The sequence below is a fragment of the Pseudomonas sp. HS6 genome, assembly GCF_023375815.1.
In the GTDB taxonomy this organism is placed as follows: Bacteria; Pseudomonadota; Gammaproteobacteria; order Pseudomonadales; family Pseudomonadaceae; genus Aquipseudomonas.
This window is the reverse complement of record NZ_CP067412.1, coordinates 4,363,990-4,377,333: the sequence shown is the minus strand read 5'-3', so window position 1 is coordinate 4,377,333 and position 13,344 is coordinate 4,363,990. Positions and strand designations below refer to the sequence as shown.

The following is a 13,344-nucleotide window of genomic DNA, read 5'->3' as shown; positions in this document are numbered from 1 at the left end:
ATTTCCTTAACGCATCAAGTGAGCGAGGGTTTGATCGTTGATGTCGGGGCTGGCGGCCAGGCCTTCGCGCACGCCGGCGATATCTTCGGCGCTGCGGTTCTGGCTGAGCTTGCGCTTGCCTTCGAGGCGGTCGATCGGAATGGCAAAACCGACGATGGCCTTGAGCATGCCGTCGATGTAATCGGCCGGGGCATCGTCGACCGACCAGGGCTGAGCGCGGCCCGCCTCATGGCGATTGGTGAGGGTACTGACAATGTCTAGCAGGCGACCGCCATCGCTGAAGGTTTCGGCGTGACCATAGGCATGCACGGCAACGTAGTTCCAGGTCGGCACGACTTTGCCATGCTCGGCCTTGCTCGGATAAAAGCCCGGGCTGACATAGGCGTCGGCACCGGGAAAAATCAGCATGGCTTCGGCGCCGTCGCGCAGGTCTTTCCACTGCGGGTTGGCCTTGGCCAGATGCCCGTAGAGCGTGCCGTTCGGACCTTGTTCGCGATGCAGCAGCACTGGCACATGGCTGGCCTGCAAGCCTTGCTCACCGTGAGTCACCAGGATGGCGAGGCGGGTGGCAAGGATCAGTTCGTGCAGTTGGGACAAATCGTCGATGGCAAAGGCGCGGGGCGTGTACATGGAGAAAATTTCCTTGGCGAATGCCTGCATCGTAGGCAGGCTATTGGTCTGTTGTAAGAGCCATTGATGACCAATTTCATAGGTCCATTGTCATGCCCGATTCGACCCTGTTGTCGCTGCCGTTCAATCCTGCCGGTATTGCACTCGACCGCCGCAAAGGCCTGAGCCGTCAGCTTTATCAGGCATTGCGCCTGCGGGTGCTCGACGGGCGTCTGGCCAGTGGCACACGCTTGCCGGCGAGCCGCGATCTGGCGCTGGCGCTGGCGATTTCCCGCAACAGCGTGGTGCGCGCCTACGATCAGCTGTATGCCGAAGGTTTTATCGAAGGGCGGGTCGGGGACGGCACTTATGTGGCGCAGTTGCCACAATCGACTACACCCACAAAAAAACTATCCACAAAAGTATCCACAGGCTTTTCAACAGGCTTACCCACAGCTTTATCCACAAAACAGGCTAAAGACACTGGGAATTTATCCAGCAAAGTTATCCACAGCGGTGCTTTGCAGCGGCTGGAACAGAACCATTTACCAACGCCACCGAGCGGTCCGCCAAGGGCTTTCAGGGTAGGGGTTCCGGCGTTCGATCTGTTCCCGTTCGACGTCTGGGCCAAGCTGAATGCGGCGTTCTGGCGTAAACCCGATTTACAGCAACTGTGTTACGGCGACCCGGCGGGCGATGCGCGGCTGCGTGGACTGATCGCTGCCTATTTGCGCAGTTCGCGCGGCATGCAGTGCTCGGCTGAGCAAATTGTGATCACCAGTGGTGCGCAGCAGGGAATCAGCCTTTGTGCACAGTTGCTGGTGGAGCCTGGTGCAGGAGTGGGCATCGAGAATCCCGGATACCGCGCTGCCGGTCACGCCTTCGCGCTGGCCGGTGGTCGATTGCACGGTATTGCGGTGGACGAGGAAGGCATCGATTGCGCGGCGCTCACGGCCGTCGAAGATTGTCGGGTGGCTTATGTCACACCGTCTCATCAGTACCCGACCGGGGTGGTGATGAGCCTGGCGCGGCGCCTGGAGTTGCTGGCCTGGGCCGAACGCACCGGCGGGTGGATTGTCGAGGACGATTACGACGGCGAATATCGCTACACCGGGGCGCCATTGGCTCCGTTGGCCGCACTCGATCGCCAGGGTCGCGTTCTGTACGTCGGCACCTTCGGCAAAGTCGCGTTCCCGGCATTGCGCCTGGGTTATCTGGTGTTGCCGCCGGGGCTGGTGGAAGCATTTGCGCAACGGCGTGCGGTGGACGTCCGGCATTCGGAAGTGAGCACTCAAGCGGTGATGGCCGAGTTCATGGCTGGCGGGCACTTTCAGCGACATATCCGGCGGATGCGCCGGGCAGCCCTGAGTCGGCGTGACGCGCTGATCGACGGTTGGCCTCAAGGCCTGGCGGGTGCTGGCGAGCTGCCGGTCGTGTCTGCCGGTCTGCACCTCACTGTGAGGGTCGACAGCATGGCCCGCGAACAACAATTGATTGAGCAGGCGGCCAGTGTCGAAGTGGAAATCAATGGCTTGAGCCAGTATTGGCTGCCGGAATCGACAACACCGATCGATCAGCGTGCCGGTCTGGTGCTGGGCTTTGCGGCGGTGCCAGAGCCGGCGATCGAATCGGCTCTGGCCCGCTTGCGCGAAGTCTGGTGCCGCTAATCGTCTTTCGGTAGAGCGTCCGGCTGCGGTTTGAGGAACAGGTCGCGCACCTGCGGATCGACGATACGCCTCAGTGCATTGTCAACGGCATCAAAAGCGTCGAGTGTCTGGCGGGTTTTATCATCGAGTGTCTGCAGATATGCATCGGAAAATTTCAGGTGGGCGATGGTGTACCGCTCATCCGAATCCTCAAGCTGGTCGTAATGGAAGTGCGCCACCCACAGTGGTTTGTCGGCGTTGGTTTTGTCGAGAATCCGGTACTCCTGAAAGTAGTCTCGGCGATGACGGGTGCGGATGCGCCCGCGCGGGTCCTTGATCACCTTGATTTGCCCATTGCCGTGCAGCCAGTGGAAATAGGTCTCTCGGGGTTTGCGCAACTTGAGCATGGTCGAGTAAGTGGCAATGCCTTCGGCCTGGGTGCGGGTCGCGCCTTCGCGCAGTTCCGTGCTGAGCACAGCGATGGGAAGTGGTTCCTGCTTCGACTTTTTTCGTCTGTCGATCGCAATGTCTACGTCACTGGCCGTCTGTTTCAGACGCTCGACTTGCTGATCGAACAAATCGCGAATGTCTGCGGGAATGCGCCCTGGTCGCTTGGCGTCTTCGCGGGTTTTCCTGTTGAAGTCGTCGATGTGCAGGCTCAGTTCCATCGCCGATGAAATCAGTTCCACGTCATCGGCAGGCGCCTTCGGTCCGGGCCGTTGTGTCGAGAGTTTGATGAACGCAGTTTCTGAGCCGGAATCGCTGCTTCGGGCCTCCGCTACCTGCTCGCCGTTATCAGGGCGCGGGCGGCTTTTGCTGACTTTTACTTTGTGTTGTGACGTAGACGGTTGCGGCCGGGACTTGACGGGTTCCAGTTGAGCTTGCGGTTCCGGCAGTTCCGTAGCCAGGCGTTCGCGGGTCACCTGGTGGAATTCGCCGATCAACTCGCGAACCCTGTCGAGCCGGGCCTGGACGAATTGGTCGGGATGCTCGGCAGGCAACTGTTCGACGCGTTCGCCGAGGCTGGCAAACAGGTCGTTCCATCTCGACAAGCGTTCGATACGCGCCGGTTGTCCGTCCGGTACGAAAGCGGTTCTGCTCAGCAAGGAAAGTTCGTGAGCGGCATCGGCGGCAGTGGCGGTGATGATGCCGATAGCGACGCGGGCGGCATCCATGGCGGCATTCGGCTGCTCTACGACACAGCGCTCGTAGGTCATGCCCATCTCGTTGGCCTTGAGGTCGAGTGTGCTGAAGTCCGGCAGCAGCAATTTCAGCCTCGTGGCCACTTCTCTGGCCTTGGCCGAATGGCTTTTCAGTACCCGCAGCGAGCGATCAAGAGTCTGCAGGTTAGCAATCATTTCGTCGCTCAGCGTTGTGGCGACGGTGGCGATTTCGATCTGTTGTTGGCGCGGTATCGCTGTCTGTCGGGCTGCGCTTTCGACGAATATCTGGGTGGTCTTGGCGTACATCCGCATTTTCACTCGTAGCCACGAGCCCAGACAGCGGTGCTGGCCCAGGGTCAGGCTCATCAGCTTGGCCTGGTGTACCGAGCCGCCGCCCCCAGCCTCACGCCAGTTTTCGAGTTGGACCAAGGCCTGGGTGTAGCCGTTGCCCAGCTTCAGCGCTTTGTCGAGATAAGTGGATGCGGATCGCTCGAATCCGGCTTCGCTGGTGTCCCGTGGAAGCGCGAGCAGCGCCTCCTTCAATTGTTTTTTCGCCTCGGTCTCGCCTGCTTCAAATTGTTCCAGCGTCGTCCAGGCGGTATCCATGGTCTGTTTTTTGGAGCGGCGGAACGCCTCGATCCGGCTTTTCGGCATGCCACCGCGCAAGCGCAGTTTCGGATCCCAGTGCCATTGTCCGGCAGCCTCGTCGTATTTCAGTGCCATGCCGATACGTTGTGGATCGACCGGATCAACGATGTGAACTGGCTCGTCTGTCCGGGCGATGACCTCAAACCAGCGCGTGCCGACCCGAGCGCAGGTCTTGCCCGCGAGGGTGTACAGGTGATTGACCGGTGAGGCGCTGTTAGCGCTCAGATCAGGTTCGGGCATCTTGAAACTGTCGAGCATCGCAATGAAGCGCGTGCTGCTGCCCGGTCGCAGCAGTGTCCCGGGTTCGAGCTGGGTGAAATGCCCGGCACGCACCTCGCCGGTGAGGGTGGCCGTGTCGAGTATGACTGACGGCGTGGGCTCGGGTACGGATTGGGGCGTCCTGGCGGGCTGCTCGTTTTTCGGCGATCGCTCGGCAACCTTGTAGGGCTCTTTAAAGTGCGGCAGCCACGAACGATTGCGCCTCGCCACAACGCGTTGGGTCAGGATGATGCCGAGCGTCAGCAGAACATCGGCGGTGGATTTCCAGGCCACGAAGGTGTCGTCGCGTTCATGGGCATCGATCGCCTGCTGGATCTGGGTGATGGTCTGCCAGACCCAGACGGCCGTTCCCGCCGCACCGCTCATGAAGTTCGCGGCGATGCTGAAGATCGCCCAGCCACTGTCCGCCAGCAGCGTCCAGCGTCGCTCACTGTTGGACTGCGACTGGCGGTTGGCAAGTTCGACCAGTGCCTGACTGTTGGCTGCATACAGTGAAGCGAGGATATCGCCGTCGAGGGGGGCGTTTTCCAGTCCGATCGGGCCGGTCAGGTCCAGGTGCATGAAGGGTTCTGTGGCCAGCTGGGTGACGATCCACGGCGAGGGCAGACCGACCGGGAAGGCGTATTGCGAGTACTCGAAACTCAACGCGGCGCTACCCAGCCAGGCCAGTACCGAATTGCGCAGTTCCCCATCCTGATACAGCGCATACATCAGGTTCTGCAAAGAGGCGAACTGCATCAATGGAGTGTTCAGCAGTGGCCGGTACAACAGGCAGGGACCCTGGGCATGGTCTCGCGGGCAAATGATGAACATGTTGGCGACAGCGTCCGAGCGTCCGCTCAAACGGTGACGAGGCATGAACGCCAGGGGCCGGATGGTCACCGGATGTTCTACCGTCGGCAGTTTGCGGTTGATGGCGTCCATCAACTGGCAAACGTAGGCATAACCGCGCTCATCGACGTCGCCCAGGCGCTTGAGTTTGCACTCCAGCGCGAGCAACGGCAGTAGCGTCGGCAACTGGCGCATGTAACGGGCCTTTTGCGCGGCGCGGCGCGGCGGATCGGGTCATCGATCAGTGTGCGTTTGATCAATGGCGGGTAATGACCACCGATATCGACCTTTTCCGCGATGGCGGTCAGAAAATCCACGGTCAACCAGGCAGGTACGGCCCGGCCATTGTCGAACGCGATTGTGGCCAGATAGGGCGGGGCGTTTTGCAGGGCAAACTCACCCAGGGTTTCGTGTACCTGGTCAAATGGATTCGGCAAGGTGAAGTCGCCAGTTCCGAAGCTGTTGGTCACGGTGATCAGCAGGTGTTCCAAAGGCAGATCAGCGGCCCCCACGGCGCGTTCGTCGGCGATGATCGCTTCACGCATCCGGCGTTCGGCGTAGGGTTTGATCAGAGGAATGTCGTCTTCTTTGAAAGCGCCGCTCCCGGCGTCGTTACGCAAGGTCCCGAGCTCGGCAATGTAGCGACTGTAGTCCTGCAGGTCATGGATGGAGCCGGCTTGCAGCCAATCGGGAATGGCCTCTTCCAGCTGGTCGAGCCGGGCGCGTTCAAGCGGACTGAAACGGTCGTGGCTGTGTCGCCCGGAACCGGAGTGGGCACTGACCGACTGGCTGGCGGGATCCAGTGCCTCGATTGCGCCGAGCTGGTTGCTGATCAACGCCTGTGCAACGGCATCGAAGATGTGCCCGTCAGGCTCGATCAAGCGCCATTTCAGGGAGCGCTCGGACAACTCGGGACCGAGTCGCTGTGGCAATGTTTCGCCCAGTGCGGCGAGCGAGTCAAATGACTCATAGCCATCAACGATGGTGTACATCAGGATTCGTTGTCGCTGTTTGACGGTGGCGCTCAGCACCAGCGCTCCGGCGATGGTCAGATGTGCGCTGTCCGCGTCGTCAACCAGATCAATGTCCATCATGCAGGCCCTCAGCCCGGCGAAATCGCTGCTGACTGTCGAGCGCTCAGCCTTGTCGGGGTGCTGTGCCACAAATCGCGCGAGTGCGCATTCGTCGACGTCCCAGCCGTTGGCCGATTGCACATTCGCGGCCGAACACAACAGATCGGACAGCTCTTGCCAGCGCGGCTGGGTGTTGGCGGATTCATTCCAGTAATCGAGCTGACGCTGCTGGTATTCGAGAAGCAGAAAAGGTGTGTGATCGTTCATCAGCGCGGTGATGTCGTCCATGCTCACCGGCAGGAGCGTCGGAGGAATCGCGCTGGGTGTACGGGTCAGGAAGTGCTCGCCTTCGATGTAGTCGGCCGTGGTCTTGTGCAGGCAATGCTGGATAAAGGCATGGGTCAGGGATTCGAAGGCAAAGGCTCCGGCAGTGTTCGGTGTTGCGTCGGTTTCGCCCAAGGGCGTCGCGAGCATGGTGTGATCCGGGTCGATGTGTTGGTCGGAATGGCTTTTGTTCAACGCTTCGCGCAACAGCGCCGAGGCAACTTGATTCAGCGAGTAACCCTGTCCGGTCAGTTCGATCAGCCGGCTCTGTTTCAGCAAGGGAGGGGAAACGCTTGGGGTGGCGGCTGCTGCAGGTTCAGTCATGGTCGTGTCCAAGGGGGAAAACCCGGACACTAAAATCCGGGCCACGACGCAATGCGGTACATAGGTCTCGCCAGGCAAAAAAAGACCCGCACGAGCGGGTCTGGGTCAAGGGTACAGGACTTCAGGTGCCGGACTTGATCTTGGTCCACGCCCGGGTTCGAGCCCGTTCCGCATCACGCGGCAACGGTTGCAGGGTGTAGAGCGTATTCATCGCCGCATCGGTCGGGTACAGGTTGGGGTTGTTGCGGATCGCCGGATCGACATGGTCGGTGGCATCCTTGTTCGGGTTTGGATACCCGACAAAGTCGCTGACCGGCGCGATCACCTGCGGTTGCAGCAGATAATTGATGAAGGTGTAGGCGTCCTGCGGGTTCTTCGCGCCTTTCGGGATGGCGAGCATGTCGAACCAGATCGGCGCGCCTTCCTTCGGCAGGCGCATGTCTACCACCACGCCGTTCTTCGCCTCTTTGGCGCGGTTGGCGGCTTGCGAGAAACTGCCGGAATAACCGACCGCGACGCAAATGTCACCGTTGGCGATATCGGCCATGTACTTGGACGAATGGAAGTAGGTCACGTACGGACGGATCTTCATCAACAGCGCTTCGGCCTTGGCGTAGTCCGCCGGATTCTTGCTGTTGGGGTCCAGACCAAGGTGTTGCAGGGCCAGCGGCAGGATCTCCGACGGCGAGTCGAGCAGTGCGACGCCGCACTGCTTGAGCTTGCTGATGTTCTCTTCCTTGAAGATCAGGTCCCAGCTGTCCACTGGCGCGTTGTCACCCAGTGCAGCCTTGACCTTGGCCGGGTTGAAGCCGATCAGGATGGTGCCGTACATGTAAGGCACGGCGAATTTGTTGCCCGGGTCGTTGGCCTCGATCAGCTTCATCAGTTTCGGGTCGAGGTGGTTCCAGTTCGGCAACTGGCTGCGATCCAGCGGCTGGAACACCCCGGCCTCGATCTGCTTGGCCAGGAACACGTTGGACGGCACCACCACGTCATAGCCGGAGTTACCGGTCAGCAGCTTGGCCTCCAGCGCTTCGTTGGTGTCGAAGATGTCGTAGACCAGTTTGGTCTGGCTGTTCTGCGCCTTGAAATCTTCCAGTGCCTTGGGGGTGATGTAGTCGAACCAGTTGTAGACGCGCAGGGTGCGTTCTTCCGCGTGGGCGCCGCTGCTCAGCAGCGCCGCGCACAACGCCGGCGCGATGAAGTGCTTGAGTCTGCTCATTGTTCGAAACCTTCAAGCACGTTCACCGCGTTGATGCCGATTTCTTCCACCGCGTAGCCACCTTCCATGACGAACAGGGTCGGTTTGCCGAGGGCCGCGATGCGTTTTCCCATCGCCAGGTAATCCGGGCTGTCGAGCTTGAACTGCGAGATCGGATCGTCCTTGAAGGTGTCGACACCCAGCGATACGACGATGATGTCGGCACCGTAGTTGTCGATCTCCTGGCAGGCCTGATCCAGCGCCGCGCTCCAGACGTCCCAGCCGGAACCGGCCGGCAGCGGGTAGTTGAAGTTGAAGCCTTCGCCGGCGCCTTCACCGCGTTCATCTTCGTAGCCCAGGAAGAAGGGAAATTCCGCTTCCGGGTGGCCGTGGATAGAGGTGAACAGCACGTCGCTGCGCTCGTAGAAAATCGACTGGGTGCCGTTGCCGTGGTGGTAGTCGACGTCGAGGATCGCGACTTTCTTGTGGCCCTGATCGAGGAATGCCTGCGCGGCGATGGCGGCGTTGTTGAGGTAGCAATAGCCGCCCATCAAGTCGCCAGCAGCGTGGTGTCCCGGTGGACGGCACAGGGCGAAGGCTCCGCGTGCACCGCGCTGGATTTCCGCTTGTGCGGTCAGTGCCACTTGCGCCGCGCTGTAGGCGGCTTGCCAGGTGCCGGCGGTGATCGGCGCGCCGCCGTCGAAGCTGTAATAGCCGAGCTGGCCGTGCAGGCTGGTCGGTTTGACCTGACGCAAGGTGCGCGCCGGCCAGGTGTAAGGGAGCAAGTCGCCGTCGGTGTTGAATTCGGTCCAGCGTGCCCAGGCGCCTTTGAAGAAGTCGAGGTAGTCGCGGCTGTGGATGCGCTCGATCGGGCCGAGGCCGAAATCCTTCGGCGCCTCGACCGGGCCGAGGTGTTGGTTTTTCACCCGTTGCAGCACGTGGTCGGCGCGGGACGGCATCTCGAAGCAAGGCTTGAGTTGCCCGTCGATCAATTCGCAGCGGCCGTGGTGCAGGTGGTGATCGTCAGAGTAGATCGTCAGCATTTGTTGTTCTCCGCAGGGGCTGATTCGGTTAGCTCCAGTGTTGCGGCGCGGGGCGAATCGGAGAACGTCAGAGGCGGCCAAAAGGGGATCGATATGGCCAAAAGAACTGACCGAAATTCGCCCCTCCCTCTGGTTCTTTTATCTGGGACGCGAAACCTGTGGGAGCTGGCTTGCCAGCGATAGCGGAGTGTCAGGCGACTTCAATACCGAATGTGCCGACGCCATCGCTGGCAAGCCAGCTCCCACAGGGAAAGTGTCAGTGTGGACGGAACTGGCTCGGCGCCACACCGCTCCAGCGCACGAAGGCATGGCGAAAGCTCGCGGTCTCGCTGAAGCCCAGGGTTTCGGCGATGCGGTAGATCGGCAACTGATCCTCGCAAAGCATCTGCTTGGCCCGCTCGAAGCGCAGTTCGTCGAGCAGTTCCTGATAGCTGCAACCCATGTCTTTCAGATGCCGGCGCAAGGTGCGCGGCGAACAGTTCATCTGTTGCGCCAGACCTTCCAGCCCCGGTGCGGCGTTGAGTTGTGCACTGAGCAACTGGCGGATCCGCCCCAGCCACGCCTGCCGGCCAGTGAACTCGGTGTTCTGTTTACGGCAGCGTTCGGCCATGGCCTGGTGGGTGATGATGTCTGCGAGCGGCAGCGGTTGATCGAGCCAGCGCCGGTCGAAGGCGAAGGCGTTGTCCTTGGCGCCGAAGTGCAGTGGCGCCTTGAAGTGTTCGGCGTAGCTGTCGCGATAGTCTGGCGCGGTGTGTTCGAAGCGGGTGGCCAGTAGAGGTAGCGGATGGCCGAGCAGGTCGTCGCAGATGACTTTCAGCGACACCAGACAGAACTCCGCGTTGAACACCGCCATCCCCGGACTCTCGCGGTAATCGGCGGCGACGAACCAGACGCGCTCGCCGTCGTCTTCCAGGCTCAGTTCGAAAAGTGTTCCCAGCAGCGCCGGATAACGGATCGCCAGGCGTAAAGCGTCACCGAAGGTGGCACAGGTCAGCAGCGCGTAACCGAGGATGCCGTAGCAGGAAACGTGCATGCGCCGGCCCAGTTCCAGGCCGATGTCGTGCTTGAGCGCGACCGCGTTGGCGCAGACCTGCATCTCCTGATTGGTGGTGATGCGGGTGTCGGCCCGGCTCAGATCCGCCGCGCTGATGCCGCTGCCGGCCAGCAGCGCTTCGCTGGACAGGCCTTGATCCCTGAATGTGTTGAGCACCAGAGAGACGGCGTTGAGGGTGGTGAGGTGGGAGTGGAGCATCGGGGACTTCCAGCCTGGGGATGCTGGAAACGGCAGCAAGTTGTGTGCCGCGAAATTGTGGTGCCCGCCAGAACCAGCCCCTCACCCCAGCCCTCTCCCCAAGGAGAGGGGGAAAGGGGGCCGATCTTCGTGCTTTTCAAGTCCACTGTTCGGCCTGAGTTTTCAGGTCGATGTAGCTCAAAAGAACAACTCGGTCAGTCCCCTCTCCCTCTGGGCGGTCCGACGTTTCGGGAAGGTTAGGGTGAGGGTCAATCTTGAGTCGTTCTCAGACCAACTCACCACACAAGTCCAGTTCCACCAGGCGCCGAACTTCCGCCACGTCCAACCCCGCTCCGAGCAATCCGTTCAGCTTGCCGAACGCTGCTTCGCGAGTCATGCCACCACCGGACAGCACGCCAACGCCACGCAAGCGGCTGCCGGCTTCGTAGACATCCAGCTCCACACCGCCTTCATGGCACTGCGTCACGGCAACTACGACGACACCGTTGTCCCGCGCCCGGCCAAGGCTGGCGAGGAACTCTGGATTGTCGCTCGGCCCGGTGCCGCTGCCGTAGCACTCCAGCACCAGACCCTGAATGCCGCTGTCGAGCAGGCCGTCGATGATCTCGGCGCCAATGCCCGGGAATAGCGGCAACACGGCAACTTTTGCCAGTTGCTTCGGTTGGTTGTAGTTCAACGCTGCCGGCAAGGAAGTGGCTTTCACACCGCCGCCCTGACGCTCCAGACGTTTGAACGGATGACGGCCGAAGCTGCGCACTTTCGCGCAACGGGTCGGGGCCAGCAGCTCACCGTGGAAGTACAGATGCACACCCGGCGCCAGGCCGTGGCCGAGGGCGACCAGTGCGCCGCTGAGGTTTTCCCAGGCGTCGCTGTCGGTGACGCCGGCCGGCAGCATCGAGCCGGTGAAGCACACGCGGGCATGCAGGCCGAGCAACTGGAAGCTCATGGCGGCGGCGCTGTAGGCCAGGGTGTCGGTGCCGTGCAGGATCAGCACGCTGTCGCAGCCTTGCACATCGACAGCGTCGACGACCGCTTCACGCAGTTGCTGCCAGTAGGTCGGGGTCATGTTGGCGCTGTCGATCAGCGGTGACATCTCGCGAAAGCGCCACTGCGGCACCACCAGCTCAGGCTGGCTGTGCAGGTAATCGCGCATCCGCGCTTCGAAACCGGAAGCCGGGGCGAGGCCATTGGCGCTGGCCTGCATGCCGATGGTGCCACCGGTGTACAGCACCATGACGTGCTGGGCAGCAGGGTAGGTCGAGGAATTCATGGGGAGTTCTCCTGAACGAAGACAGCAGGCGGTCGAGCATGACGCTGACCGCTGCTTGTGTCACGCCGGGCGCAAGACCTGCGCCCGGTTTTTACCCGATCAGCGTTGCGCTGCGGGGATGCCATGCGGCTGAGCGTTGGCCTGAGTGTCGGCCGACGGATTGGTCGGCCAGGCCTTCAGATCCAAGTCCAGATCGGCAAATTTGCTGGAATCGAACACTGGCTGTTTGACGCCGGCGCGGCGTTGCTCGTCGTAGTCGCGCATCACACGCATGCCGACCTTGAACAGCAGGGCCAGGGCCATCAGGTTGACGAAGGCCAGGCAGGTCATGGTGATATCGGCGAAGGCGAACACGGTCGACAGGTCCTGCATCGAACCCCAGACCACCAGCGCCAGCACCAGGCCGCGGAAAACCATCAGCGCGGCGCGGTTGCGGGTGAGGAACTGCAAGCTGTTCTCGCCCAGGTAGTAGTTGTAGAGGATGCAAGTGAAGACGAACAGCGACAGTGCGACGCTGACGAACATGCGGCCCCAGTCACCGACCACGGCGGCCAGCGAGTTCTGGGTCAGGACGATGCCGTCACCTTCGAAGCCCGGGGTGTAGAAGCCCGACAGCAGGATCAGCAGTGCGGTGCAGGTGCAGATCACGAAGGTGTCGAGGAACACACTGAAAGCCTGAACCACGCCCTGAGCGCCCGGGTGCTTCACGGCGGCCACGGCGGCGACGTTCGGCGCACTGCCCAGACCCGCTTCGTTGGCGAACACGCCACGCTTCACGCCCATGACAATCGCGCTGCCGAGCAGACCGCCGAAAGCAGGGTCGAGACCGAAAGCGCTCTTGAAGATGGTTTCCAGCATGGCTGGCACGTGTTCGATCTGGGTGCCGATCACGTACAGGGTCACGCCGATGTAGGCCAGGGTCTTGATCGGTACCAGCAGGTCGGACACCGAAGCGATGCGCTTGATGCCGCCGATGAAGGTAATGGCCAGAAGCACTGCCAGGACGATACCGGTGTGTTGCGGGTCAAAGGCAAAGGCGTTCTGCAGCGAGTGGGTCACGGTGTAGGACTGCAGGCCGATGAAGGCGAAGCCGTAGGTGACCAGCAGCAGAATCGAGAACACCACCGCCATGCCTTTGAGCTTCAGGCCGTGCTGGATGTAGTAGGCCGGGCCACCACGGTACAGGCCGTCGCCATCGGCGCGTTTGTAGACCTGGGCCAGGGTGCATTCAAAGAAGCTGCTGGACATTCCGACCAGTGCGGTCACCCACATCCAGAACACCGCACCCGGACCACCGAGGGTCACGGCGATGCCGACACCGGCGATGTTGCCTGCACCGACGCGGCCGGCGAGGCTGAGCATCAGGGCCTGGAACGAGCTGAGTTGCCCGGCGCTGCCTTTGAGGCTGTCGCGGAACACCGCGAACATGTGGAAGAAGTGGCGCAATTGAACGAAACGCGAGCGAATCGTGAAGTAGCTACCGAGCCCGACAATGAGCACGATCAGTACTTTCCCTGAGAGGAAGTCGTTGATGACTTCGAGCATGGATTTTTCCTCGCTGTTTTTTGTGTAAGCAAATACTGGATGGTCAGAAACATCGCGTTACACCGGTGTGCGTTCGGCACGACAGGCGAGGCGAGGGTTTCGTCCCGGTTCCATTTCGCGGGTTTGTTATTAGTTC

9 protein-coding genes are annotated in these 13,344 nt (G+C 61.3%); 1 reads left to right on the top strand and 8 read right to left on the bottom strand.

Annotated elements, in window-relative coordinates; all coding sequences use genetic code 11:
- Positions 1 to 6: 6 nt before the first annotated feature.
- Positions 7 to 630 (bottom strand): FMN-binding negative transcriptional regulator, encoded by a 624-nt coding sequence (locus JJN09_RS19795; RefSeq protein WP_085686023.1) that lies wholly within the window; start codon positions 628 to 630, stop codon positions 7 to 9.
- Between the two features lie 92 nt (positions 631 to 722).
- Between JJN09_RS19795 and JJN09_RS19790 the strand changes: the two genes are divergently transcribed.
- Entirely contained in the window at positions 723 to 2,276 is a 1,554-nt protein-coding gene (locus JJN09_RS19790) for a PLP-dependent aminotransferase family protein (protein ID WP_249483178.1), read from the top strand.
- On the opposite strand, the gene JJN09_RS19785 is transcribed toward JJN09_RS19790, so the two are convergent.
- The 7 genes from JJN09_RS19785 to JJN09_RS19755 form a co-directional block, all read right to left on the bottom strand.
- Complete coding sequence (locus JJN09_RS19785; protein ID WP_249483176.1) at positions 2,273 to 5,371, bottom strand: DUF6543 domain-containing protein; 3,099 nt, start codon at positions 5,369 to 5,371, stop codon at positions 2,273 to 2,275. The genes JJN09_RS19790 and JJN09_RS19785 overlap by 4 nt on opposite strands.
- Positions 5,269 to 6,897, bottom strand: coding sequence for a hypothetical protein (locus JJN09_RS19780; RefSeq protein WP_249483175.1), 1,629 nt, complete (start codon positions 6,895 to 6,897; stop codon positions 5,269 to 5,271). Before JJN09_RS19780 ends, JJN09_RS19785 begins: the two co-directional genes overlap by 103 nt.
- A 121-nt stretch (positions 6,898 to 7,018) precedes the next feature.
- Entirely contained in the window at positions 7,019 to 8,119 is a 1,101-nt protein-coding gene (locus JJN09_RS19775; protein WP_249483174.1) for a polyamine ABC transporter substrate-binding protein, read from the bottom strand.
- On the bottom strand, positions 8,116 to 9,141 hold the full coding sequence (locus JJN09_RS19770) for a histone deacetylase family protein (RefSeq protein WP_249483172.1): 1,026 nt from the start codon (positions 9,139 to 9,141) through the stop codon (positions 8,116 to 8,118). The genes JJN09_RS19775 and JJN09_RS19770 overlap by 4 nt, the downstream gene beginning before the upstream one ends.
- Before the next feature lie 256 nt (positions 9,142 to 9,397).
- Positions 9,398 to 10,393 (bottom strand): AraC family transcriptional regulator, encoded by a 996-nt coding sequence (locus JJN09_RS19765; protein WP_249483170.1) that lies wholly within the window; start codon positions 10,391 to 10,393, stop codon positions 9,398 to 9,400.
- Positions 10,394 to 10,658: 265 nt separating this feature from the next.
- Positions 10,659 to 11,663: an asparaginase gene (locus JJN09_RS19760; RefSeq protein ID WP_249483168.1), complete on the bottom strand. Its 1,005-nt coding sequence runs from the start codon at positions 11,661 to 11,663 to the stop codon at positions 10,659 to 10,661.
- Positions 11,664 to 11,762: 99 nt separating this feature from the next.
- A complete protein-coding gene (locus tag JJN09_RS19755; protein WP_249483167.1) occupies positions 11,763 to 13,208 on the bottom strand; it encodes a sodium:alanine symporter family protein in 1,446 nt (481 codons plus the stop codon).
- Positions 13,209 to 13,344: the final 136 nt, after the last annotated feature.